Origin of the sequence: Streptomyces sp. NPDC048290 (assembly GCF_040652095.1) — a bacterium.
GTDB lineage: Bacteria > Actinomycetota > Actinomycetes > Streptomycetales > Streptomycetaceae > Streptomyces.
The window spans coordinates 25,309-48,751 of the sequence record NZ_JBEZLM010000012.1 but is presented as its reverse complement, the minus strand read 5'-3'; the positions used below and the strand labels follow the sequence as shown (position 1 = coordinate 48,751).

Here is a 23,443-nt window from a genome sequence, read left to right as displayed (position 1 = left end):
GTCCGCGTCACGCGCCCGCGGCCCGTTGGCCGACCGCCCGGCACCGGTACGGCCGGAAAGCGACGGTGCGCCCGCCGACCCGCCCCGAGCCCCCCCACCCCCAACCGGAACCCACCCCTCCACCCCACGGCTCAGCCCCTCCCCTCCTCAACTCCACACGCTCGCAAACAAGTTGGGGCCCGCCACGGAACCCCTCTCCCGCCCGGCCGAGGGCCGCCGCCGCCCTCTCCCTCGCCCCCGCCGTCGTCCCGACCGTGAACGCCCCCGCCCGCCCCCGCCTCGGGCGCCCCGCCCCGCACACCCCGCCGCCCCCGCCCCCGCCGCCCACGCCCCGGACACCGCGGCGCGCCCCGCCTACCCGCCCCCCGGACAACGGCCCGAATCCCACCGCCGGGCCTCCTCGTTCCGGCCGGTGCCGGGCCGCGCGGCCCGCACCTCACAATGGGCGCATGAGGATCTCGGCAAGGGCGGACTACGCGGTGCGGGCGGTACTGGAACTCGCCGTCCGGACGGGCGGCGCCCCGGTGAAGGCGGAGACGATCGCCGCCGCGCAGGACATCCCGCACAAGTTCCTGGAGGGCATCCTCGGCGACCTCCGGCGCGGCGGCGTGGTGGAGAGCCGCCGGGGCGGAGGCGGCGGCTACCGGCTGGCCCGCGCCGCCACGGAGATCACGGTGGCGGACGTGATCCGCACGGTCGACGGCCCGATCGTCTCGGTCCGCGGCGAACGCCCCACGACCCTCACCTACACCGGCTCCGCCGAACCCCTCCTCCCCCTGTGGATCGCCCTGCGCGCGAACGTCCGCAAGATCCTGGAGGGCGTCACGATCGCGGACATCGCGGGGGCCGAGCTGCCGGAGGGGGTCCGGGAACTGGCGGCGGATCCGGCTTCTTGGGTGAATCCGTGAACCGATGCCCACGGGTGGGGTACCGCGAGCGGCGTCCCCGCGCTACCCGCGCGGGTGCGGCACCGCGCCCGTCAGCTGCCGTTCGCCGATCCCCGGCCGCCCCCACAACCCCAGGATCTCGTTCGCCAACTCCACGATCCGGATGGGGTCTTCGCTGCCCTGGACCTTGATCGACGCTGCCAGGAGTGTGCGGGGGACCGAGGCCGTGGTGAGGAGGGTGTGCCAGGTGTCCGGGGGGAGGGCCAGGAACTCCAGGTGCTGAAGGGCGGCGATCTCCCGGGGGTCCGCGAGGGTGTTGGGGTAGGCCGACAGGGTGCGCAGGCGGGGGAGGGACAGGACCGGGGCGAGGGTCGCGGGGGGTGCGTCGCGGACGCCCAGGGACAGGACCTCCAGGTCCGGGTGGGCCGCCGCCTCCACCGTGGGGACGGCGTAGTCGTTGACGTGGGCCACCGCGGGGGCGTCGTCCGCGCGGCGGGTCCGTCGGCCCCGTGTCCGGCCGTTCAGGATCAGGGACGTCAAGGAGTCCGCCAGCAGCTCCGCGCCCACGTACTCCTCGTGGCCGATCAGGATGATCTGGCCCCGGTGTCCGCGCGGGCCCGGCGTCAGGTCCACCGCCAGGCGGTCGCCGCCGCCGTTGTCGCCGAAGACCAGCCAGCCGGGGGAGCCGACCAGGCCCTGGACGGCGTCGTCGGGGCGGGTGACCGCCGCCTGAAGGGCGCCGTGGGCGAAGGGGGCGGGGCGGGTCGAGGGGTCGGCCAGGTAGAGGCCGGTGAGGGGGAGGAGTTCGCAGCCGACGGCGTCGTACTCGCGGTCCGCCGCCGCCAGGTCCCCGGTGTGGTCCTGCACGCGCGCCCGGGTCACCCGGTACAGGGCCCTCAGCTCGGCGGGGAGGGGGATGCCGAGGCGGGCTTCCGTCTCGGCGAGGTCCGTTTCGGTGGCGCCCTTGGCGTGCGGGAGGCGGGCGCGGACGGTGCGTTCCAGGGTCCCGGGGTCGGCGGAGGGGGCGGGGGTCGCCTCCGGGGTCGGGGCGGGGAGGGTGCGCCAGGGGAGCGGTACCGCGTCGGGGACCAGGAGGAGTGCCCCCGGGTGCGGGTTGCCGATGCCCGGCTCCACCGCCGGGCCCCGGGTCAGGAGGCGTAGGTCCGCCTCGCCGGAGGGGGATATCCGGGCCGTGAAGGAGATGTCGTCCACTTCCGACGCCGCCAGCGCCTCCCGCACCCGGTCCACCGCGTCGTACTCGTCCTGGGCGTCCTCGATCTGTGCCGCCCGGCCCGGTGCCGGTCTCGGGGAGTGGATCGGCAGGCTCCAGCCGCCCCGGCCGATCTGGCCCGCCACCTGGCCCTCCGGGGCCGCCAGCTGTTCCTCGTTCGCCGCCCACAGCACCTTCAGCAGGGGCGCCCAGGTGCCGAAGTCGTGGAGGGGGGAGGTGGGGGACGTGGGGGAGGTGGGGGACGTGGGGGGCGTCGAGGGCGGAAGCGACGGTGGCACTGGGGCTCCTGGATTCCCGGGCGGACGGTTTCCGTGATCGTAGTCAGTGGCCCTCCTGTCCTCCGGCCCCCCTGCCCCCGGGGCCCGTCCCCGTCCCCCGTTCCCGTCGTCAAAGGCTCTCCACAGACGGCCCGTCTAGCGTCCCTGCCGTCCCCGCCATTCCTACTCAATCGGTGGGAAAACCAGGAAAGCCGGGAATCCGAAGCGAAGGAAGGGCGTACGCCCATGCGCACCATCATCCTGCTGGCCCTCGCGGGCTTCGGGGCCCAACTCGTGGACGGCAGCCTCGGCATGGCGTACGGAGTGACCTCCACGACCCTGCTGCTCGCCCTCGGCACCAATCCGGCCGCCGCCTCGGCCACCGTGCATCTCGCCGAGATCGGGACGACCCTGATGTCGGGCGTCTCGCACTGGCGGTTCGGCAATGTGGACTGGAAGGTCGTCGCCCGGATCGGCGTCCCCGGCGCCGTCGGCGCCTTCCTCGGGGCGACCGTGCTGTCCCGGCTGTCCACCGAGGTCGCCGAGCCGGTGATGGCCCTCCTCCTGCTGGGCCTCGGGGCCTACGTCCTGACCCGGTTCACCCTGCGCGGCATCCCGCGCCGCCGCCTCGGCTCCCCGCCGGGCCGCCGGTTCCTCACCCCGCTCGGACTGGTCGCCGGGTTCCTGGACGCGACCGGTGGAGGCGGCTGGGGGCCGGTCGGCACGCCCGCGCTGCTGGCCTCCGGGCGGATGGAGCCCCGTAAGGTCATCGGGTCCATCGACACCAGTGAGTTCCTGGTGGCGGTGGCCGCCAGTCTCGGCTTCCTGTTCTCGCTCGGGTCGCGAGGCGTCGACTTCGCCTGGGTCGCCGCGTTCCTGCTCGGCGGGCTGCTCGCCGCGCCGCTCGCCGCCTGGCTGGTACGGCTGATGCCGCCGCGCGTACTCGGCTCCGCCGTCGGCGGCCTCATCGTCGTCACCAACATCCGCACGCTGCTGAACAGTGACTGGGTGGCTGTTTCCGGCGGCACGGCGGCCGTCGTGTACGTCGCCGCGTACGCGCTGTGGGCCGCCGCGCTCGGCTACTCGATCCGGGCGCATCTTCGGGAGCGGGCCCTGACCGGGAGCGCGGAACCGGTCGCGGAGGCGGGCGCCGCGCGCTGACCGCCTCCGCGTACCGGGGCTACCGGAGCAGCTTCGCGTCCGCCGCGATCAGCTTCGCCGCGTCCGCCGGGAGGCTGCCGTGCCGGCCCGCCAGCTCCGCCGTCTTCGCCAGCAGCGTGTACTGCTCCTTGGCCAGCTCGCCGAGGAGCAGGGCGACGGTGTTGTCCTTGCCGCCCGAGGTGAGGATCAGATGGCCGAGGCCCGCCTGATCGGCCGTCACCGTGAACGTGCTGGACGCGGTGGCGGTGCCGGACGCGCCGGTCGCCTCGACCGTCACCGTGTGCCTGCCCGCCGTCAGCCGGGTCAGGTCCAGCGGCTCACCGGCCTCGTGGGCGACGCCGTCCACGGTGATCTCCGTCTTCGTGGCGTCCGCGTTGTCGATGTCCACCGCGAGGACCGGGCGCTGCGCGCGGTTCAGGACGGCTCCGTCGGCGGGGGAGGTCACGGCCGCCGCCGTCACGGGGACGACCCGCTGGCCCTGCGCCTGGTTCCAGCCGGTCAGCTCGGTCGGCCGGTTGGTGATGATGGCGTCGACGCCCCACTTCTCGTACTGCTGCCACTTGGCGGCGGAGTCGATCGTCCACACCATGGTGGCGATCCCGGCGTCGTGCAGCCGCTTCACCACCTCGGGGCGGGTCTCCAGGGCGCCGCCGCTGGGGTTGTACGAGGACAGGCCCAGGTCCTTGGCGACGGCGACCGGGTCGGCGTCCAGGGCGCCGACGAGCAGGCCGGTGGGGAGTTCCGGGGCGAGGTCGCGGACCCAGCGCAGGTGGTCCTTGCTGAAGCTCTGCACGAAGACCCGGCCGGTCATCCGCTCCGCGCGGACCACGTCCAGCATCTTCGCGACCTGGTCCTTGCTGTCCGCCCGCTTGACCTCCAGCAGCAGACTGCCGCCCCGGGTGCGCAGATCGGCCAGCTGCTGGGCGAGGGTCGGCACCTTGGCGCCGGTGAAGGTGGGCGCGAACCAGGACCCGGCGTCCAGCGCGTCGAGCTGGGCGGCGGTGAGGGCGGTGATGTCACCGGTGCCGTCGGTGGTGCGGTCGACGGTGTAGTCGTGCATCAGATACGGGACGCCGTCCTTGCTGAGCTGGACGTCGTTCTCGATGAAGTCGGCGCCGCCGCGGCGGGCGATCTCCTGCGCCTGGAGGGTGTTCTCGGGGGCGGCGGAGGACGCGCCGCGGTGCGCGATGACGGTCATCGGGGCGCCCTCGGCCCGCAGATACCCGTTGGGGCCGAGCGCGGTCACCTTGACGTCGTCGAACGACACCTTCGCGCCGTTGACGACGAACGCGAGTCCGCCGTCGGCGGAGCGCTGGAGCTGGTTGGTGCGCATCAGCTGCCGGCCGTCGAGGAACCAGGCGGCCTGGTGGCCGTGCACCTCGATCCGGACCTTGACGTCCCGTCCGGTGGCGGCGGCCTGCGGGGCGGCGGCGGTGTTCGTGACGTTCCACGCGCCGGACGGGGTGAGCTGGGCGAACTCCACACCGTTGGTGGCGGTGGAGCCGCTGCGCAGGGTGGCGATCCACCAGGGCGTGGCGCCGGAGGCGGGGACGTCGAGGCCGAGCGCGAACCAGCGGGTGGCCTCGTTGACGGACTCGAAGCGGGCGGTCGCCTCGAAGCGGTAGTTCTCCAGGTGCGAGCCGAAGGTGAGCTTCTTGGTGCCGGAGGCGGCGGTGCCGACCAGACGGCCGTTCTGCACCTGCCACTCGCCGTCGACGGCCCGCCAGCCGGCCGGTATCGCCCCGGAGTCGAAGTTCTCGGAGATCACCACGTCACCGGGGTCGACGGTGGTGTCGGCGCTCGCGGACGAGGCGAGCGGGAGCAGCAGCAGGGAGCCCACGGCGACGAGCGCGGCACCGGCTCGGGCCGGTCTGGGCTTGTATCGGAGGTTTCGGAAGATCATGCCGGTGAAGCTAGAACCGCCGTTCGTCCAAGGGGCGTCCGCCGCGTGACCGGTTGGGAAACGCGGGCGGGGAGGGAGGGGCGGGAGGGGAGGGGAGGGGACGGGACGGGAGGGGAGCGCGGCTGGGCGGGAGTACGGCTGGGCGGGCGTGCGGCGCGGGGCGTACCGCCGCCGCACGGGGAACGGCACGGTGGCGATGACGCCGACACCGCACAACGGGCGGCGCGCGGCGTGGTCGATGGCCCCTCCGTTTGTGGGGGAGGTGCGGACGGCGTGCCGCGCGGGCGGTGTCCGCCGGGCCGTTGGGCGCGGTGTACCGGTGCTCCGTCAGGGAGGCCGGGGCGTTTCCCGGAACGGCTGCTTCCCTGTGGCCAATACCATCGCCCGACCCCGGCCCGCTACTCACTGACCAGGGGAAAGTGGCCTGATTAATAGGCGTCCGACGACAACGGGACGGGCGGAAGGTCGGCTCCCGGTTGGCTGGATAACGACCTGACCACTCCCCGTCCGCGCCCCTACGATGCGACCGCTCCCGGTCTTCACAGCGCATTCACAACGGGCTCCAGGACGGGGAGTGATGCCAGTTGAAGCGTGTCATGTGCACGTCATTCATGCGTGCCCATGCGCGGAGACCGGCATCAGGACCGACCAGGTGCCACCCCCCGACCAGGCACTGGAACCACCCATGGACCAGGCGCGAGCCGGTCCCCGGACCTGGCACAGACAGGAGAACCATGACCGCCGGACTGATTCTCGGTGGTGCGATCAGCGCACTGCTCGCCACCGCCGTCCCCGCGCACAACCCGACCGACGCGTTCGCCGACCCGCCCCCGGACAAGATCATCATCAAGGTCGCCACGGTGAACGGCTCCGGCTGTCCCCAGGGCACCACCGCCGTGGCCGTCTCCGAGGACAACACGGCGTTCACCGTGACCTACTCCGAGTACCTCGCCCAGGCCGGCGGCAACTCCTCACCGACCGCCTTCCGCAAGAACTGCCAGCTCAGCCTGGTGGTCCATGTCCCCGGCGGCTTCACCTACGCCATCGCCAGCGTCGACTACCGCGGCTTCGCCGCCCTCCAGCCCGGCTCCACCGGCACCCAGCGGGCCTCGTACTACTTCCAGGGCTCGCCCGACACCCAGCAGCGCACCCACCCCTACCGTGGCCCGCTCAACGACAACTGGCAGGCCACCGACGAGACCGACTGGGCCCAGCTGGTGTGGGCGCCCTGCGGCGCGCAGCGCAACTTCAACGTCAACACGGAGCTGCGGGTGACCGCGGGCACCGACGCCACCAAGACCAGCTTCATGACGATGGACTCCACGGACGGCGACATCAACACGATCTACCACCTGGCCTGGAAGGAGTGCCCCGCCAAGCCCTGACCCTCCCGGACCGCTGGTCCGGGACCCTTGCCCCCCGGACACCGGCACCCCTTCGGCCGGTGTCCGGGCCACCGCCCGCCCGCCTCTCCCCCCGCCGATTGTCGGCACGTGCCGCCCCGCCAGAACGGCGGTCGGCGTCCGCGCCGGGACCCGGCGCCGAAGGCACCCCGCTCTGCGCTGCGGCCTGTTGGGGGCATCACGAGGTCGTCCGGGAGTTGCTCGCCGCCGGGGCCGGTCCGGAGGTGCGGGAGGACGGCGGGACCGGGCGCACCCCGAGGGAGTGGGCCCTCGAGGGAGCGTGCCCGGACCGCGTGACGGCCGGTCTCCTGGGTGGGGAGACCGGCCGTCGGTGAGCTGTTGAGCGGGCGCTACGAGATCAGGCGGACCGCCTGCCAGCCGCCCGTGCCGACCACCGTCGGCGGACCGACCGGGCCCGTCTTGCGGCCGGGCACGAACTCCAGCCCCGCCGTGGCGTTGGCGGTCGTCGACCACAGGTCGGGCACGCCGTCGTTGTTGCTGTCACCGGAGCCGGTGAACAGCGGACGCGCGGCCGTGGTCCAGCCCGTGCCGTACGCGGTGCGCTGCGCGCCCGCCCCGAGGGACGCCGGGTCGGTGCCGCCGTCGGGGACACCGTCGCCGTCCGCGTCGCCCCGGCTCCTGCCGTGGTACAGCCACAGCTCGCCGGTGGCGGTGTTGCGGGCGATCAGATCGGCGAAACCGTCGCCGTCGACGTCACCGGAGGACGCCAGCTGCATCACGCCCCAGCCGGAGCTGCCGATGAGATAGCCGGAGTCGACCGTGCCGTAGGCGTGGCCGGGCAGGAACCAGAGCTGGTCGCCGATCACCGCCACGAAGTCGGGGTTGGCCGACTCCGTGTCCGGGGTGATGTCCCCGACCGACACGATCTGCTTGATGGTCGCCGGGTCCAGCGGCACCTCGGTCTCCGGGTCCGGGAAGAGGTACACCTCCTGCTTGGTCGCCTCGGCGAACTCGCCCAGCCCGTTGTTCGGGTACACCCACAGCTTGCCGTCGGCGCGCCGGGCCACCAGGTCCTCGTAGAAGTCGCCGGTCCAGTCGCCGCGGTGGGTCAGCAGCGCGTTGTTCCAGCCGCCCCCGGAGGACAGCGGCACCACGGTGGCGACCTGTCCGCCGCCGGTCCCGCCGTACAGCCGCAGGTCGTTCGTGCCGTCCAGGGCGAAGAAGTCCGGCATCCCGTCGCCGTTGACATCACCGGGCTTGTCCGGGACACCGGGGCTCTTGACGTAGAAGCGGTACGGGTAGACCGGGCCGGGGTTGCCGCCCGCGTCGACGATCCGCACGTACAGGGTGTGCGGGCCGGGCGTCAGCGGGGTCACCTTCGCCGTCGCCGTACCGCCCTTGACGGCGGGCTTGGCCTCCTTGCTCGGCGGGGTCCGGTCCAGGTCGTACAGGTACTTCGTGGCGTCGGACACCCCGTTGGCGCCGAACTCGAACTCGCCCTCGGTGCGCGGCAGCGCGCCCTCGACGGGCTCCGCCCCGGGCACGGTCTCCGGGAAGAGACCGCCCTTGGAGGTGACCTTCGGCATCACCGACGGTGCCTGCGGGTCGAACCCGAAGCGGCAGCCCGGCGCGCCCGCCGTCGGGGTCCAGTCGGACGCGAGATTGGCGTCCACCGTGTCCTCGGCCTGCGCCTTCCACGAGAACTGTCCCGCGCTCGCCCCCATGTGCTGGGTCAGCAGCGTCTTGGACACCGACACCCGTGCCTGGGCGCCCTTGGTGTCACCGGCCTTGACGGTGACCTTGACGCGTTTGTCGAACAGCAGCCCCGGGGCCACGTCCCGCTTGGCGGTCGCCCACAGATGGAACTGGACATTGACCGCGCCGCCGTCCGGGTCGTACACCTGCGCGCTCAGTTCGACGTCGGTGTTGCCGACCGTCACATAGGTGGAGCCGTTGCCGCACTCGGTCGTGCCGACCTTGGTGCTGGGGACGGTGTCCAGTGCCCAGGGCGCGTTCGGCGGACGGTTGAACTCGACGATCAGCTTGGCGTCCGGGCTGAACTTCTTCCAGCTGTACTCGTCCTTGTTGTCCTCCGCGCTCTGCGGGGCGCGCAGCCCGAAGGTGATGTTCGTCCACTTGCCCGCCGCCGCCTTCACGGCCGCGTCCATCGCGGTGAAGTCGACGGCCTTGTTGGGGCAGCCGAACGACTCGTTGCCATGGGCGTAGTTGCGGCTGTCCTGACGGGTCGTCCAGGACGGCTGGGCGCTCCAGGTGGTCTTGGACGAGATCCCGCCGGTCAGCCACAGCTCCACCGGCTTCGGGGTGCAGGACCAGGAGTGGGTCTCGGTGATCTGGAACTGGGCGTCGACCACCTTCACCCCGGCCAGGAACTTCGAGCCGACCCGGAAGAAGGAGCGGGCCGTGCCGCCGGTCGAGGACTCGTAGCCGACCCGGGCCTCGTTGGTGGTGCCGCCGCTCCAGCCGGTGCCGTTCCAGTAACTGCTGGTGGAGTGGGGCTTGTAGGCGATGGTCCATGCCTCGCGGGTGCCGGTCATCCGCGGGTCGATATAGACCGGGAAGGTGGTGTCGGGCGCGTCCAGCAGCTTCTGATCGGGTGTCAGCACGATCTGGCCACCGCCGACTTCGACACCGACCTCGCTGCTCTTGGTGCCCGGGGTCAGCGGACCGGGCTCGGACGGGGCGGGCGGGGCGGGCGCCTTCGCCGCCGGGGCGCCCTGCCGGGTGGTCGTGGGCGGCGGCGGTGCCTGCTCGGCCGCGCCCGACGAGTCCCACATCCGGGCCGTGGAGGACGCGAACACCGTCTGACCGGCCGCGTTCACCGCCTGGAGGCTGCCCGTGGTGGCGTCCTCCCGGACGTCGAGGCCCTCGGTGCGCAGCCCGAAGCCGACCTGCTTCAGCTCGGGGCGGTCGGCGGCCTCGGGTGTCTTCACGATCAGCGCCTGGCTGAAGCCGTCCACGCTGGCCCGGACCGCGAGGTCCACCCCGGGGAAGACCTCGGGATAGGTGGCGACGGCGCCGTCGAGGACCGGCTTCGGCAGCGCCTTCGGCCAGGTCAGGGCGAGTTCCCCGCCCCGGTCGGCGAGCGTCACCAGCTTGGTGTCGCCGCCCGCGGAGAAGGTGATGTCGCCGGGTGCGGCCTGCGGCCGGACCCGGCCCGCCGCCTCGGTGAGGGTGGTGTCGACGGGCAGCCACGTGCCCTCGCGCCGCACCCGGACCGGCAGGGTGTGCTGCGTCGTGCGCAGATTGCCGTTGGGCAGGGCGTGGGTCTCGCTGGTCTCGGAGCGGGCGGCGGCCACCTCCACCGGCTGTCCGGTCTCGGCGGCCCGCTGAAGGGCCCGTTCCTCGGCGGTCAGGGGCGCGGCCTCGGCGGACGTGGCGCCGAGCGGTCCCGACGGGGTCAGCGGTGTCAGGCCCAGCGTTCCGCCGGTGAGCACCGCGACGAGTGCGGCCCGTGACCAGCGCCGGGTCGGGCGCTGTCTTCGGGTTTCTACAGGCATGGGCGATCCCCCCGGAGTCGTTCCACTACGTCCCCCTCTGGGGGGCCGTCGCGACCCTCGTTGTCCGGGCCGCGACGCCGAACAGTACACGCCACCAGGGCTTTTCTTGACCGAGAGTTGGGCGAAGTGGGGGTTGTCGCATTACCTGTGAGTTCCTTGTCAGGAAGATCGAGAGCGCTTACTGTGTCTGACCGTTCACCACTCGATCACATTGAGTGAGTTGTTGAGTGAGTTAGGGGGAGGTCCATCAGTGGACCAGCTGATAAGACAGCTGCGTTACTTCGGTCACTGGCACAGATCCGTGTCGCTCGCCGTGGGGCTGATTCTCTTCGTCGGGCTGATCCCCGACGACGCCAGCGCCGCCGACGGTGAGACCCGGCGTACCGCCGAGCATCGTGAAAGAGCCGTCCTCGGAGAGGACTTCAAGCAGAAACGCCCGAAGGCGCGTGACGACGCCGAGGGCGTTTTCCGTGCCACGGCCGGTCAGGTCGCGGCCGACAGCTTCACCACCGTCGTCACCGGACCCGACGGCCGGACGGACGGCCCGGCGGACGGCCGGGCGGAACTCGCCTCCGGCACGGCGGACCCGCTCGCGGGAACCGGTCAAGGTCCCGTCCAAGACCGTATGGTGACGGTCCGTCAGGTCCCGTCCGCCGGAGCGAAGGCCGACGGTCTCGCCCTGCGCGGCGCGGCGCCCGAGCGGCCCGCCGCCCGGACCGGCACCGCCGTCGACGTGCAGGTGAAGGACCCGGCCACGGCCCGCAAGGCGGGTGTGCAGGGCGTGCTGTTCACCGTGGCGCCCGGCGGTGCGGGGCTCGCCCCGGCCGCTTCGGGTTCGGTCCAGTTGGAGCTGGACTACGCGTCGATCAAGGACACGTTCGGTGGTGACTGGGGTTCGCGGCTGCGTCTGTACCGGCTCCCGGCGTGTGCGCTGACCTCGCCGGAGCTGGAGCGCTGCCGGACGCGTACCGCGCTGCCGGGCGCCAACGACCCGGCCGCGAAGACCGTCACCGCGAACGCCGATCTCGCCGCCGGGCGCGCGGTGTTCGCCGCCACGGCCGCCGCGTCGGGACCCGGTGGCAGTCATGAGGCGACATCGCTGTCACCGTCGGGTTCGTGGATGGCGGGCTCGTCGTCGGGCGGGTTCTCCTGGACCTATCCGATCGAGGCGCCCGAGGTGCCCGGTGGTCCGCAGCCCGAGGTCGCGCTGTCGTACTCCTCGCAGGCCGTGGACGGCCGTACCGCGTCCACCAACGGGCAGTCGTCGTGGATCGCGGAGGGCTGGGACTACGAGCCCGGCTTCATCGAGCGGCGTTACCGCTCCTGCGCCGACGACAAGGGCGAGATCGGCGGGAAGAAGCCCAACAACACCGGTGAGAGCGGTGATCTGTGCTGGGGTTCGGACCATGTGGTGATGTCGCTGGGCGGCAACACCACCGAGCTGGTCAAGAAGGACGGCACCGACGAGTGGCGTCCGGCCGACGACGACGGTTCGCGTCTGGAGCACAAGAGCGGTGCCGCCAACGGCGGTACGGGCGGTGAGTACTGGATCCTCACCACCACCGACGGCACCCGCTACCACTTCGGTCTGAACAAGCTGCCCGGCGCCCCCGAGGGCACCGTCACCAACTCGGCGCTGACCGTCCCGGTGTTCGGCAACCACCCCGGCGAGCCCTGCAACGCGACCGCGTTCGCGGACTCCGACTGCAAGCAGGTCTACCGCTGGAACCTGGACTACGTGGTCGATCCGCTCGGCGACGCCATGACGCTGTGGTGGAACAAGTGGACCAACTACTACGGCCAGCAGATGAAGGCCGACCAGCAGGCGGTCTACGACCGCAACGCCCAGCTCGCCCGGATCGACTACGGGCTGCGCTCGGACAAGCTGTTCGGGGTCCAGCCCGCCGGACGGGTCGCGTTCACCGTGACCGAGCGGTGCATCCCGGGGACGTTCGACTGCGCGGAGTCCAAGCGGACCACCGCGAACGCCAAGCACTGGCCGGACACCCCGCTGGACCAGGAGTGCGCCTCCGGGGCCAAGTGCACGGACAAGTACTCCCCGACGTTCTGGTCGACCAAGCGCCTGGTGAAGATCACCACCAGCGTCCTCGCCGGAACGGCACTCAAGACGGTGGACACCTGGGACCTGGAGCAGACCTACCCGCCGACCGGTGATGCCACCTCCCCGGCGCTGTGGCTGGAGTCCATCACCCGCACCGGACACGGCGCCGGTGCCACCGCGCCGATGCCGAAGGTGTCCTTCGCCGGTCTCCAGATGGACAACCGCGTCGACGGCGTCGAGGGCCTGCCCCCGTACTCCCGCCACCGCGTCCACGCCATCGACACCGAGACCGGCGGCCGGATCGGGATCACCTACTCGCCCCGTGACTGCCAGGTCCTGGAGCCGAAGCGGATGCCCGCCTCCCCGGAGGCCAACAGCATGCGCTGCTTCCCGCAGTACTGGACTCCCAAGGGCGCGCTGAACCCGGTCAAGGACTGGTTCCACAAGTACCTGGTCACCCAGGTGAGCGAGGAGGACCTGGTCGCCGGCAGCCCCGCCAAGGTCACCTCCTACGAATTCCAGGGCGGCGCCGGATGGGCGTACGACGACAGCGAGTTCACCGAGAACAAGCACCGCACCTGGTCGCAGTACCGCGGCTACGAGACGGTCCGCACCCGGCAGGGCGGCGGCAGTGATGTCAAGCAGCTCACCGAGCACCGCTACTTCCGCGGTCTGCACGGCGACAAGCTCCCGTCCGGCACCCGCACCTCAGCGGTGATCACCAGCGACGGCACCAGCTATGACGACCTGGGCCACTACCAGGGCCAGCTGCTGGAACAGATCACCTACGCCGCCGACGGCGGAGCGATCGACTCGGCGACCGTCACCACCCCCTGGGCGGTGAAGACCGCCACCCGCACCCGGGCCGGGACCACCGCCCTGGAAGCGTGGATGACCCGCCCCGAGACGGTCCGCACCCGCGAACACGTCAAGGGCACCACCTGGCGCACCTCCACCGAGACCACCACCTACGACAGCCACGGACTGCCGGTCCGGGTCGAGGAGAAGTCACCCGGCGGCAAGCTGCGCTGCTCCACCACCACCTACACCCGCAACACCAGTGCCCATCTGCTGGAGTCGGAGTCCCGGGAGCGGACGTTCCTGGGCGCCTGCGACGCCACGGGCGGCGAGGTGGTCGAGGACACCCGCACGCTCTACGACGACCAGGCGTTCGGCGCGGCCCCCGTCAAGGGCCTGCCCACCGAGGTCCAGGAGCTGAACGCCACCGGCGACGGCTATGTCACCATCGACAAGACCCAGTACGACCTCCACGGCCGTGAGCTGGCGACCTGGGACGGGGACAACCGCAAGACGTCCGTCGTCTACACGCCCGCGACCGTGGCCCGCCCCGTCAAGCAGGTCTCCACGGACCCCCTCGGACACACCGAGACCACCGTCTTCGACGATGTCCGCGGCCTGCCGCTGACCGAGACCGACGCCAACAACCGTACGGCCACCATGGAGTACGACCCGCTCGGGCGGCTGATGAAGGTCTGGGAGATCGACCGCGACCCGGCGACCCAGACCCCCACCGCCACCTACGACTACACCGTCCGCCGCGACGGCCCGACCATCGTCACCACCCGCTCCCTGAAGGACAACGGCGAGTACGCCGTCTCCTACGAGATCCTCGACGGACTGCTGCGCCAGCGGCAGACCCAGGACAAGGCGGTCGGCACCGGACGGATCGTCAACGACGTCTTCTACGACAGCGCCGGCCGGGTCTGGAAGGAGAACGACGGCTACTTCAACCCGGAGGCGCCCAAGCCCGAACTCCTCAAGGTCCCGGACAACGAGGTCTCGTCCCAGAACCGCACCACCTTCGACGGCCTGGGCCAGCCCACCGCCGAGGTCACCTACTACCGCGGCACGGAGAAGCTGCGCACCACCACCGAACGCGACGGTGACATCTCCACCACGATCCCGCCCAAGGGCGACACGGTCACCGCGACCTTCGAGGACGCCGAAGGCCGCGTGGAGCGGCTGCGCGAGTACACCGACGAGGCCCGCACCACCTGGCGCGACACCCGCTACGGCTACGACGACCACGACAACCTGCGCACGGTCACCGCACCGGGCGGCGCCGTCACCGAGTTCGAGTACGACCAGCGCGGACGGCAGACCGCGATCGTCGAACCCGACGGCGGACGCACCGAGATGCGCTACGACAACGCCGACAACGTGGTCGAGACCATCGACCCGCTGAAGCGCTCCCTGTTCACCACCTACGACGACGCCGGCCGTCCGACCTCGCTGCGGGAGGGCAGCGTCACCGGCACCAAGCGCATGGAGTGGACCTACGACACGGTCGCCAAGGGTATGCCGACCGCGCAGATCCGCTACGACAACGGCCGCGAGTACCGCGAGGAGGTCACCGCCTACGACACCGCCTACCGCGTCAAGAAGACCAAGACGGTGATCCCGGCCGAGGAGACCGGCCTGGCGGGCACCTACGAGTACGAGTACTCCTACACCCCGACCGGCAACCTCGCCTGGGTGTCCGTGCCCGGCGTCGGCGGACTGGTCACCGAGCGGGTCGTGTTCCGCTACAACGCCGACGACCTGCCCATCTCCATCGGCGGCGCGTCCACCTACCTGGCGGGCGCCGAGTACTCGGCGTTCGGTGAGATCCTCCGCACCGACGCGGGCCTGGCGGGCAAGCAGGTCCACGGCAGCTATGTCTACGACGAGTTCACCCGCCGCCTCCAGACGGCCACCTTCGACCGGTCGATCGCCCCGCTGCGGATCAGCGAGACGTCGTACCAGTACGACGAGGCCGGGAACGTCACCCGGATCACCGACACCCCGGGTGGTGCCGCGCCCGACGCGGGCAAGAAGGACACCCAGTGCTTCGCCTACGACCGGCTCCGGCAGATGACCTCCGCCTGGACCGCGAAGACCGACGACTGCGCGGCCGGTCCCACCAAGGACACGGTCGGCGGCCCCGAGGCGTACTGGCAGTCCTTCACCTACGACGAGGCGGGCAACCGCAAGCGGCTCGTCGAGCACGACACCACGGGCGACCCCGCCAAGAACGTCACCCGTGACTATGTGTACGGCAAGCCGGGCGTCGGCGGTCCCAACGCGCTGGCCGAGATCAAGTCGACCGGCCCGCAGGGGCAGACCACGGCCGCCTTCGGCTACGACAAGGCGGGCAACACCACCGGCCGCCAGCACGCCGGAACCGACCAGACCCTCGAGTACGACATCGAGGGCCAGCTCCGCAAGGTCACCCAGCCCGCCCCGGGCGGCGCCACGAAGACCACGGCGTATCTGTACGGCGCGGACGGCCAGCGGCTGATCCGCACCGGCGCCGACGGCAGCCGCACCCTGTATCTCGCCGAGGCGGAACTCACCGTCGACGCGGGCAACACCACCAAGAAGGCGGAGCGGTTCTATCCGCTGCCCGACGGCTCCACCACGGTCCGGGCGACCGGCGGGGTACGCCAGCTGATGCTGGCCGACCACCACGGCACCTCCCACACCGTGGTGGACCTGGCGGACCCGGCGCTCGGCGTCACCCGCCGCAAGGCCACGCCGTTCGGCGACGCGCGCGGGCAGCAGCCCGCCGCCTGGCCCGGACAGCGCGGCTTCGTCGGCGGCACGGTCGACCCGGACACCGGCCTCACCCGGCTCGGCGCCCGCGACTACGACCCGGCCACCGGACGGTTCCTCCAGGTCGACCCCATGGTCGACTACGGCCATCCGGCGACCATGAACCCGTACGCCTACAGCAACAACGCGCCCGCCACCTTCTCCGACCCGTCCGGCACGTTCTTCCCGATCCTCATCGGGATCGCGGCCCGGATCGCGATCCAGGCGGCGATCCGCGCGGCGGCCCGGCGCGCGGCGATCATCGCGGCCCGCAAGGCGGCCCAGGCGGCGGCCCGGCGTGCCGCGGCCCTCGCCCGCAAGCGGGCCATCGAGGCGGCCAAGCGTGCCGCGGCCAAGGCCCGCCGGGAGGCGGCCCGCAAGGCGGCGGCGGCCAAACGCGCCGCGGCGAAGCGGGCGGCGGCCCGCGCGGCGGCGAAACGCGCGGCGGCCCGGCGCGCCGCGGCGCAGGCTCGGGCCCGCGCCGCCCGTGCCCAGGCCCGCAAGGCGGCGGCCCGGCGGGCGGCGGCCCGCAAGGCGGCGGCCCGGCCCAAGCCCCGCGCCACCCCGCGCGCCCAGCCCAAGGCCCGGCCCAAACCGTCCCAGGTGAAACGGCCGGTCCAGCGGGCCACCCGCAGAGTCGCGGAGGAGGTCAAGTCCGAGGCCAAGGAACAGGCCCAGGACGCCGTCCAGCAGCAGGCCACCGAGTGGAGCGAGGGCCAGGAGAACCAGGCCAGCGCTGCTCGCTATGCTCGTGACCTGCAAGGACATGAGGACAGGGGGCGCAACCACTCCACCTACACCGCCGGATTCGACCCCGACAACCCCGACCAGGTGTTCATCGGCTGCTCCTCCAACCCGACCGGCTGCGCCGAGCGGGACGTGGAGCGCCAGACCGGCAAGGGGCCCGGCAAGGTGGTCTTCACCAAGGCGTTCGGCTGGCGCGCCAAACGCTGGGTGGAGATCCCGGTGTGTGTGAAGTGCCAGTCCCGCTACAGCAAGAAGCAGTTCCCGCCGGACGTCACCTATGACGAGGGAGGGGACTGGTCCAAGAAGTGAGCCCAGTGAGTCCGGTCCGTGCCGTGCGGCACGGGACAGCGGAAGGAGAGCGGTGAGCAAGAGCTTCGCCGACATCGAGATCGGGCGGGTCGCCTGGCAGCAGTACCGCACGGCGGGCGACCGCTCGGCCCAGGTGCCCGACGCGCTGCGCGCGCTGGCCGCCGCGGTCACGGAGGACGACGCCTTCGGCGCCTACTGGGGTCTGGAGAACGTCGTCGTGATCCAGGGCCAGCTGTACAGCGCGGCCGTGCCGACGGTGTCCGTGCTGCTCGCGGCGCTGCTCGACGAGTTGTCGCCGGACGCCCGGGACCTCGTCCTCGAACTGCTCCAGCAGATCGTGCGGGGCGAGGCCGAGAAGGAGGAGGCCGCCCTCGGCGACGCCGACCTCGGTGACCGGTGCCGGGCCGCCGCCCGTGAGGGGCTGTGGCTCGTCTACCGGGAGCTGGGCACGCGGCGCCGGGAGACGGCCGAGGCGATCCTGGAGCGGATCGAGCCCGACCGCGCCCGGCTGACCGCCTATCTGAAGGGCCTGCGCGGCAAGTAGGCACAGCGCCGGTTCACCGACCCCCGCCGGGCGGGACCTCCGGGTCCCGCTCAGTCCCGCCGGACACCGAGGGTCAGTGAACCGGCGTATCCCGTTCCGGGGCCGTCGCCCGGTGCGGTCAGCGCGAGCAGCCCCGAGACGGTCCCGCCGCCGTCGTAGAACTGGTCGTCGTCCAGCGCGGTCCGGGCGCCGGTGTTCGCCGCGTAGACGGGGAGCGCGGCCACCGCCCGGGTGGTGGCCTCGGCGAAGAACAGCTGGCCGGTGTGGAGTTCCTGGCCGCCCTCGAAGGAGCCGTCGCCGGTCTCCGTCACACCCGTGTGCACCTTGACGTGGATATGGACGCACCGGTCCCCGTACCAGCCGGGATAGACGGTGGCGAACTCCACGGCGCCCCGCGCGTCGGCGCGCTGGGCGCCCCGCAGGAAGCGGCCGTCGTCCGGACCGTCATGGCCGTTGCCGCCGACGAAGCCCGAGTACTCGCCGAGCGCGTCGCAGTGCCACAGCTCCACCATCGCGTCCGGCAGCGGTACGCAGGAGTCCGCGTCGACCACGGTGAGCGCCACCCGCAGCGGGACGCCCTCCTTGCCCTCGCCGATGTCCGCCCGGACCAGGGCACCTTCCAGGTGGTAGGGGCCCTCCGTCATCTCCCGGGTGAGCGCGCACACCACGGGCGAGGCGGTACCGGAGGGCGCCGTGGAGGGCGTGGTGGACGCCGTGGGCGAGGGTGATTCCGGGGACGGCGCCGCCGTCGATCCGCCGCCGTCCGCCGTGCAGGCCGCCACCAGGGCCGCCGCCGCGGCCGTCCCCGTCGCCCTCAGCACCGTACGGCGGGCCGGTGCCGGGCTGCCGCTGTCTGCCATGTCCTTGGACCCCATGACCAAGGGACCGTAGCCGAACAGCCTGTCGGGGAGCTGTCGGGAACGCGGCGGACCCTAGGCGAGATCCATCAGACACCCCCTACCCGGCGTTAGGCCACCCCGCCGGATTCGGCCAGCTCGCCGCCGGGGCCAGTCCGTCGGTGCCGCGCACCTGCGCCGCGGTGAGACCGCCGTGCGCGGGGACACCGGGCGGGGTCAGTCCGGCGCCGGGCGCGGCGGCCATCTGGGGCGCGGCGGGGACCATCGGCGCCATCTGGGCCACCGGCGCCATGGGAACCATCGCGGCGGGCATGGCAGGCATCGATGGCATGGCAGGCATCGCGGGCATCGCAGGCATCGCGGCGGCCGGGACCGGCATCTGCTGGGGCATCTGCTGAGGCATCGGCTGCGGGACCGCCACCGGCAGCGGTACGGCAGCCGCCGCGGGCAGCGGCACCGCAGCCGCCGCGGGCACCGGTACCGGCCCCGGCATCGGCGTCGGCATCGGGAGCTGCGCGGGCGGCGGTGGGCCGCCCGGCGGCAGTCGCAGGCCCGCCCCGTTGGTCGCGCTCACCAGCCGGTCCACCGCCGCCGTGCCGGAGCTGTAGCCGGTCCCGGTGGCCGGCTCCGGCACGGCGGCTCCCCTCCTGGTCCCGTAGAGCACCTGTTCCAGGCCCGACACCAGGCGGCGGACGTCGACCTGGGGGCGCACCACGAGCCGCAGGAAGCGGCTGGACGAACCGATCTTGTTGCCGCACTCGCGCACCAGGATGCGGTGCTCGGTCAGCAGCCGGTCCCGCACCACCGTGCCCTCCGCGCCCACCGGCAGCCGCACGAAGAGGAAGTTGCCCTGGGAGGGGTAGACGGTGAGACCGGGCAGGGAGGAGAGCTGGCCCGCCATGTCGAGCCGGTCCCGGCGGACCTGGTGGAGGCTCTGCGCGTACTCGGCGCCGTGCTCCTTCAGCATGAAGACCACGTACTCGGCGAAGGAGTTGAGGTTCCACTTCGGCAGCATCGAGCGGACCTTGCCGGCGAGCGCCGGGTTGGCGACCAGATAGCCGAAGCGGATGCCGTGCAGTCCGAAGTTCTTGCCGAGGCTGCGCAGCACGATCACATTGGGGCGGATCATCGCCTCCTGGACCACGCTGGGCTCGTTCTCCGCGTCCGCGAACTCCAGGAACGACTCGTCGATCACGATCAGGTCGAGGTCCGCCATCGCGTCCATGAACTGCACCACGGCGTGCTTGTGCAGGAACCCGCCGTCGGGGTTGTTCGGGTTGCACAGCACCGCGACCCGGGTGTTGCGGGCCCGGATGAACTCCGCGTACTGGGCGAGGTCCAGGGCGAAGCCGCTGGACTCCTGGAGCGGGAACATGTCGACCCGCTTCCCGGTCTCCATCGGCTGGTCGGTCCACCGGCCGAAGGTCGGCACCGGGACGGCGAGGGACTCCCGGACCAGGAGATGGTCGATCCAGGTGATGAGTTCGGTCGAGCCGTTGCCCATCGCCACACACTGCGGCGGCAGTTGCAGCAGCCCGCACAGCTCCGCCGTGATGGTGTCGGCGCCGCTCGGGTAGTACGTGAGGATCTCCCGCAGCCGGACGGCCATCTCGTCGAACATGGCGGGGGTCGGGAAGTACGGATTGCAGGGGATGCAGAAGTCCACCGGGCCGGCCCCGTCGCCGCCCTCTCGCGTCAGCGCCGCCATCGACGGGCTGTGTGCCGCGGTGCCGCGGAACAGCGAGGTGACGTTGTCAGCCAAAGCGACCTCCAAAGAAGCGGGCCCGGCGGGGACGAACGGGCCCGCTCGATTTTGGGCGGCCCGCGCGAGGGGGAGCGCGGGCCGCCCTCCTGTACGGGGGGCGGCCCGGAACCGTTCAACGGATGTGAGAGAAGTGTGACGCCCAGGTGCCGGGGCACCTCCCGCAGCACCTGCCCCCCGCGCCTGGATCGGGGCCGCTACGACCCCACCCGCCGTTTGTTCCACACGTCGAAGCCCACCGCCGCCAGCAGCACCAGCCCCTTGATCACCTGTTGCCAGTCCGTGCCGACCCCGACCAGGTTCATGCCGTTGTTCAGCACCCCGAGGACCAGCCCGCCGATGATGGCGCCGAGGACCGTGCCGACCCCGCCGCTCATCGACGCGCCGCCGATGAACGACGCGGCGATGGCCTCCAGTTCGAAGTTGAGGCCCGCCTTCGGGGAGGCCGCGTTGAAGCGGGCCGCGAAGACCAGCCCGGCCAGCGCCGCCAGCATCCCCATGTTGAGGAAGACCAGGAAGGTGACCTTCTTGTCCTTCACCCCGGACAGCTTGGCGGCCGGGAGGTTGCCGCCGATGGCGTAGACATGGCGGCCGACGACCGCGTTGCGCATCACATAGCCGAAGCCGACCAGCAGCGCGCCCAGGATCAGCAGACCGTCCGGGGCCTCGATGTACAGGTCCATCGGGGCGCCCGACACCCGCCGGGTCTCGGTGAGACGGGCGGTGGTCGGATCGCCGGGGACGCCGGGGGACTGAGCCTCGCCGAACTCGGCATGGACGGCCGATCACGGCGGGTGGTGAGGTGCTCGGGTGGTACGGGACTCTGTCCGCGGTCGCGCGCATGACGCGGAGCGGGCGGTGTTCCGGACCGCCAGAAGGGGGCATCAACGGCGTACCGTGGTAGGGGAGTTTCCACCACACGCGTAAGGCGGGAAGCATGAGCGCACTCGGTGACAACGTCCGTAACAAGCGCTTGGCCGCTGGGCTGACTCAGGAAGAACTGGCGCACGCCGCTGGCATCGCGCCGTCCACGGTGGCCAAGCTGGAGCAGGGCGGGAGCGTTCGTATCGAGACGCTGCACAAACTTGCGCGGGCTCTGCATCTGAAGACGTCTGACCTGATGGCATCCGGGACTCCCGGAGCCCTCGGCGGGGAGCCTTCAGCCGTCGGACTGGTTGAGCTGCGGAATGCCTTGACGCCCCCTGTCGGGCTGGACGATTCCAGGTCTGAGATTTCAGAGACTCCAGACCTCACAGCGCTCCGGGAAGTGATCCGCCAGGGGGCGTCATCCTATGCCGCGCTGAAGCTCGAACCGGTGGCCGCCCACCTCCCCAAGATCATAAGAGACTCGACATCGGCAGTCGCCCACTTCGACAACGGTCCTGAATCCGAGCGGGCCCTGTTGCTCCGATCGGAAGCACTGCTGCTGTCTGGGCGGTATCTGACCGCCGTGCGTCAATTCGACCTCGCGTACTGCGCGCTTTCCGGGGCGATCCGTGACGCGCTTGCCGTGGACGACACCGACACAGCTTCTGTCTCCATCGGCATCATGTCCTGGCTCATGACACGTCAGGGCCGTTTCGACGACGCCGAACGCCTCGCGGTCGAGACAGCGGAACGCATCGAGCCCCGCATCTCCCAGGCGACATCTGAGCGTCTGTGTTCGTGGGGTTGGCTGGCATTGCACGGGGCCGCGGCGGCGGTCCGGAACAACCGCCCGGAGGAAGCCGAGGAAATTCGCCGAATTGCTGCTTCTGCCGCGTCCGCCCTGAGCAATCAGTCTGTCGAAACCGCGTGCCATGGTCGGAGTGGCAGGTTCGATTCGACCATCGTGGAAATGAAGGCTCTGGAGGACGAGCTGATCAAGAAGGACGGGGACCCGTACAAGGTCATCGAGAAATCCACCGGGAAGGCGTTCCTCTCCGATCACGCCATGAAGCTCGCCAAGGTTCCTGAAACCGACAATGAGTGGAACCGGCATCGGCTGACAGTTGCGTCCGCCTACGTAATGGTCGGGGATCACGACAACGCAATGGATCGGCTAGTTGCGATCGAGTACAAAAACGCCGATTGGCTGACCCATCAACGCCCCGCCCTGGACATCGTGCGGACAGTCGTACAGCGACGTAAGCGGAAGCTCACCCGGGACATGCGCCGCTTGAGCGCTCTCCTGATGGTCGACGCGTAATTACCGCGCTCCGCAGTAGTTTCCGCCCCGCCGGAAGCGTCAGACGGGTGTGACTACTGCGAGGCGTGCAGCGTTGGCCGCCGATGCGCAGGAAGTACCGCCTTCCGCTCGTGTGACCAACTCCATTGCTCCCTAGGGTTGTTGCACCCAATTGCCACCAAAGACCCCCGCGACGCGCTGAACGTCCGGGGGCGTGGCCAGCAGCCTCAAGGGAGCTGATGACAGTGGTCATTATCCATACGATCGTGCGATGGGTGCTGGGTGTCTTACCGCCCGGGGAGGGGAAGCGCCGGGCGGGTGCTCGTCCGGCTCCCAAGGCCCCCGCGCAGCACCCGGGGACATCCCGTCCGGGTGCTGCGCGGGGGCGTGTGCCCCGGTCGCCCTACGGGGTCCACAAGCCGCTCGACGGGGCGGGTACGGCGTTGGTCCGGCCGTATGTGGTCGCTGCGGAGCGGGAGCGGGGCGTTCAGTACCGGCGCCGTGTGGCGCTGGTACTCGCTGCTGACTTCGGTGTCGACCTTGACCGGCGTGTGGTCGGTGCGGACCGGGGGACGGTGTGAGCGCGCCGTCCGGTCGCGCGGTCGCGCGGCGTGCCGGTCTGTTCTTCGGGTGGCTGTTGCGGCTGTTGCTGCCCCCTACCGGGCGTCGGCGGGCCGACCGGCCGCAGGTGTCCGGTCGGCCCGGCGCGGGAGTGCCCGGGGCGGCTCCGGTGACTGTCCTCCTGCCGCTGAGGGAGCGTGCGTGGTCGCCCGGGGAGGCGTGCCCCGAGGGGGACGACGGGATCGCCTGCGACGCGGGTACGGCGGTGCTGGTGCGGCCGTACTACCCGGCGGGTGAGGACGACCGTGCCCGGGAGCGGGAACGGGTCCGTGACTGGCAGGACAGCGAGCGGGAACGGTGGCGTCGGCACGCGCTCGCGTTCACGCTGCGGAGGGCCGCTGAGGGCTCGGTGCGTGCAGTATGTGCGGACGCGTCCACACCCAAGACGATGCCGGGGGGTGGCCGGTGGTCTCGCTGATCAAGGCGGGCCGGTCCGTGCTCCCGCCCCACAGGTGCGGC

14 protein-coding genes and 1 pseudogene are annotated in these 23,443 nt (G+C 71.6%); 9 read left to right on the top strand and 6 right to left on the bottom strand.

What is annotated here, in order from left to right; genetic code table 11:
• Window positions 1–449 precede the first annotated feature (449 nt).
• A complete protein-coding gene (locus tag AB0D49_RS21655) occupies window positions 450–908 on the top strand; it encodes an Rrf2 family transcriptional regulator (protein WP_362759641.1) in 459 nt (152 codons plus the stop codon).
• A gap of 42 nt (window positions 909–950) precedes the next feature.
• Here AB0D49_RS21655 and AB0D49_RS21650 read toward each other — a convergent pair whose 3' ends face one another.
• Window positions 951–2,396: an SMI1/KNR4 family protein gene (locus AB0D49_RS21650; protein WP_362759638.1), complete on the bottom strand. Its 1,446-nt coding sequence runs from the start codon at window positions 2,394–2,396 to the stop codon at window positions 951–953.
• A gap of 225 nt (window positions 2,397–2,621) precedes the next feature.
• On the opposite strand from AB0D49_RS21650, the gene AB0D49_RS21645 reads away from it, so the two are divergent.
• Entirely contained in the window at window positions 2,622–3,536 is a 915-nt protein-coding gene (locus tag AB0D49_RS21645) for a sulfite exporter TauE/SafE family protein (protein WP_362759635.1), read from the top strand.
• A 19-nt stretch (window positions 3,537–3,555) separates the two neighbouring features.
• Here AB0D49_RS21645 and AB0D49_RS21640 read toward each other — a convergent pair whose 3' ends face one another.
• Window positions 3,556–5,439: a glycerophosphodiester phosphodiesterase family protein gene (locus AB0D49_RS21640; protein ID WP_362759632.1), complete on the bottom strand. Its 1,884-nt coding sequence runs from the start codon at window positions 5,437–5,439 to the stop codon at window positions 3,556–3,558.
• A gap of 734 nt (window positions 5,440–6,173) precedes the next feature.
• Between AB0D49_RS21640 and AB0D49_RS21635 the strand changes: the two genes are divergently transcribed.
• Both AB0D49_RS21635 and AB0D49_RS21630 read left to right on the top strand, forming a co-directional pair.
• Window positions 6,174–6,824 (top strand): DUF4360 domain-containing protein, encoded by a 651-nt coding sequence (locus AB0D49_RS21635; protein WP_362759629.1) that lies wholly within the window; start codon window positions 6,174–6,176, stop codon window positions 6,822–6,824.
• A gap of 146 nt (window positions 6,825–6,970) precedes the next feature.
• Window positions 6,971–7,177 (top strand): annotated as a pseudogene (locus AB0D49_RS21630) (ankyrin repeat domain-containing protein); the annotation flags it as partial.
• A gap of 15 nt (window positions 7,178–7,192) precedes the next feature.
• Here AB0D49_RS21630 and AB0D49_RS21625 read toward each other — a convergent pair.
• The gene (locus tag AB0D49_RS21625; protein ID WP_362759626.1) at window positions 7,193–10,321 is read right to left on the bottom strand and encodes a VCBS repeat-containing protein; all 3,129 of its coding nucleotides are present in this window, start codon (window positions 10,319–10,321) and stop codon (window positions 7,193–7,195) included.
• A gap of 250 nt (window positions 10,322–10,571) precedes the next feature.
• Here AB0D49_RS21625 and AB0D49_RS21620 point away from each other — a divergent pair, with 250 nt between their 5' ends.
• Both AB0D49_RS21620 and AB0D49_RS21615 read left to right on the top strand, forming a co-directional pair.
• Window positions 10,572–17,033, top strand: coding sequence for an RHS repeat-associated core domain-containing protein (locus tag AB0D49_RS21620; protein ID WP_362759624.1), 6,462 nt, complete (start codon window positions 10,572–10,574; stop codon window positions 17,031–17,033).
• Window positions 17,034–17,085: 52 nt separating this feature from the next.
• Window positions 17,086–17,577 (top strand): hypothetical protein, encoded by a 492-nt coding sequence (locus AB0D49_RS21615; RefSeq protein ID WP_362759621.1) that lies wholly within the window; start codon window positions 17,086–17,088, stop codon window positions 17,575–17,577.
• A gap of 50 nt (window positions 17,578–17,627) precedes the next feature.
• On the opposite strand, the gene AB0D49_RS21610 is transcribed toward AB0D49_RS21615, so the two are convergent.
• Complete coding sequence (locus AB0D49_RS21610; RefSeq protein WP_362759618.1) at window positions 17,628–18,221, bottom strand: intradiol ring-cleavage dioxygenase; 594 nt, start codon at window positions 18,219–18,221, stop codon at window positions 17,628–17,630.
• A gap of 7 nt (window positions 18,222–18,228) precedes the next feature.
• On the opposite strand from AB0D49_RS21610, the gene AB0D49_RS21605 reads away from it, so the two are divergent.
• Window positions 18,229–18,468 (top strand): hypothetical protein, encoded by a 240-nt coding sequence (locus AB0D49_RS21605; protein WP_362759615.1) that lies wholly within the window; start codon window positions 18,229–18,231, stop codon window positions 18,466–18,468.
• Window positions 18,469–18,534: 66 nt separating this feature from the next.
• Here the strand turns inward: AB0D49_RS21605 and AB0D49_RS21600 are convergent, their stop codons facing one another.
• Entirely contained in the window at window positions 18,535–20,196 is a 1,662-nt protein-coding gene (locus AB0D49_RS21600; RefSeq protein ID WP_362759612.1) for a histidinol-phosphate transaminase, read from the bottom strand.
• A gap of 197 nt (window positions 20,197–20,393) precedes the next feature.
• Window positions 20,394–20,894: a hypothetical protein gene (locus tag AB0D49_RS21595; protein ID WP_362759609.1), complete on the bottom strand. Its 501-nt coding sequence runs from the start codon at window positions 20,892–20,894 to the stop codon at window positions 20,394–20,396.
• 239 nt (window positions 20,895–21,133) lie between these two features.
• Between AB0D49_RS21595 and AB0D49_RS21590 the strand changes: the two genes are divergently transcribed.
• Entirely contained in the window at window positions 21,134–22,384 is a 1,251-nt protein-coding gene (locus AB0D49_RS21590) for a helix-turn-helix transcriptional regulator (RefSeq protein WP_362759607.1), read from the top strand.
• A gap of 709 nt (window positions 22,385–23,093) precedes the next feature.
• On the top strand, window positions 23,094–23,402 hold the full coding sequence (locus AB0D49_RS21585) for a hypothetical protein (RefSeq protein WP_362759605.1): 309 nt from the start codon (window positions 23,094–23,096) through the stop codon (window positions 23,400–23,402).
• Window positions 23,403–23,443: the final 41 nt, after the last annotated feature.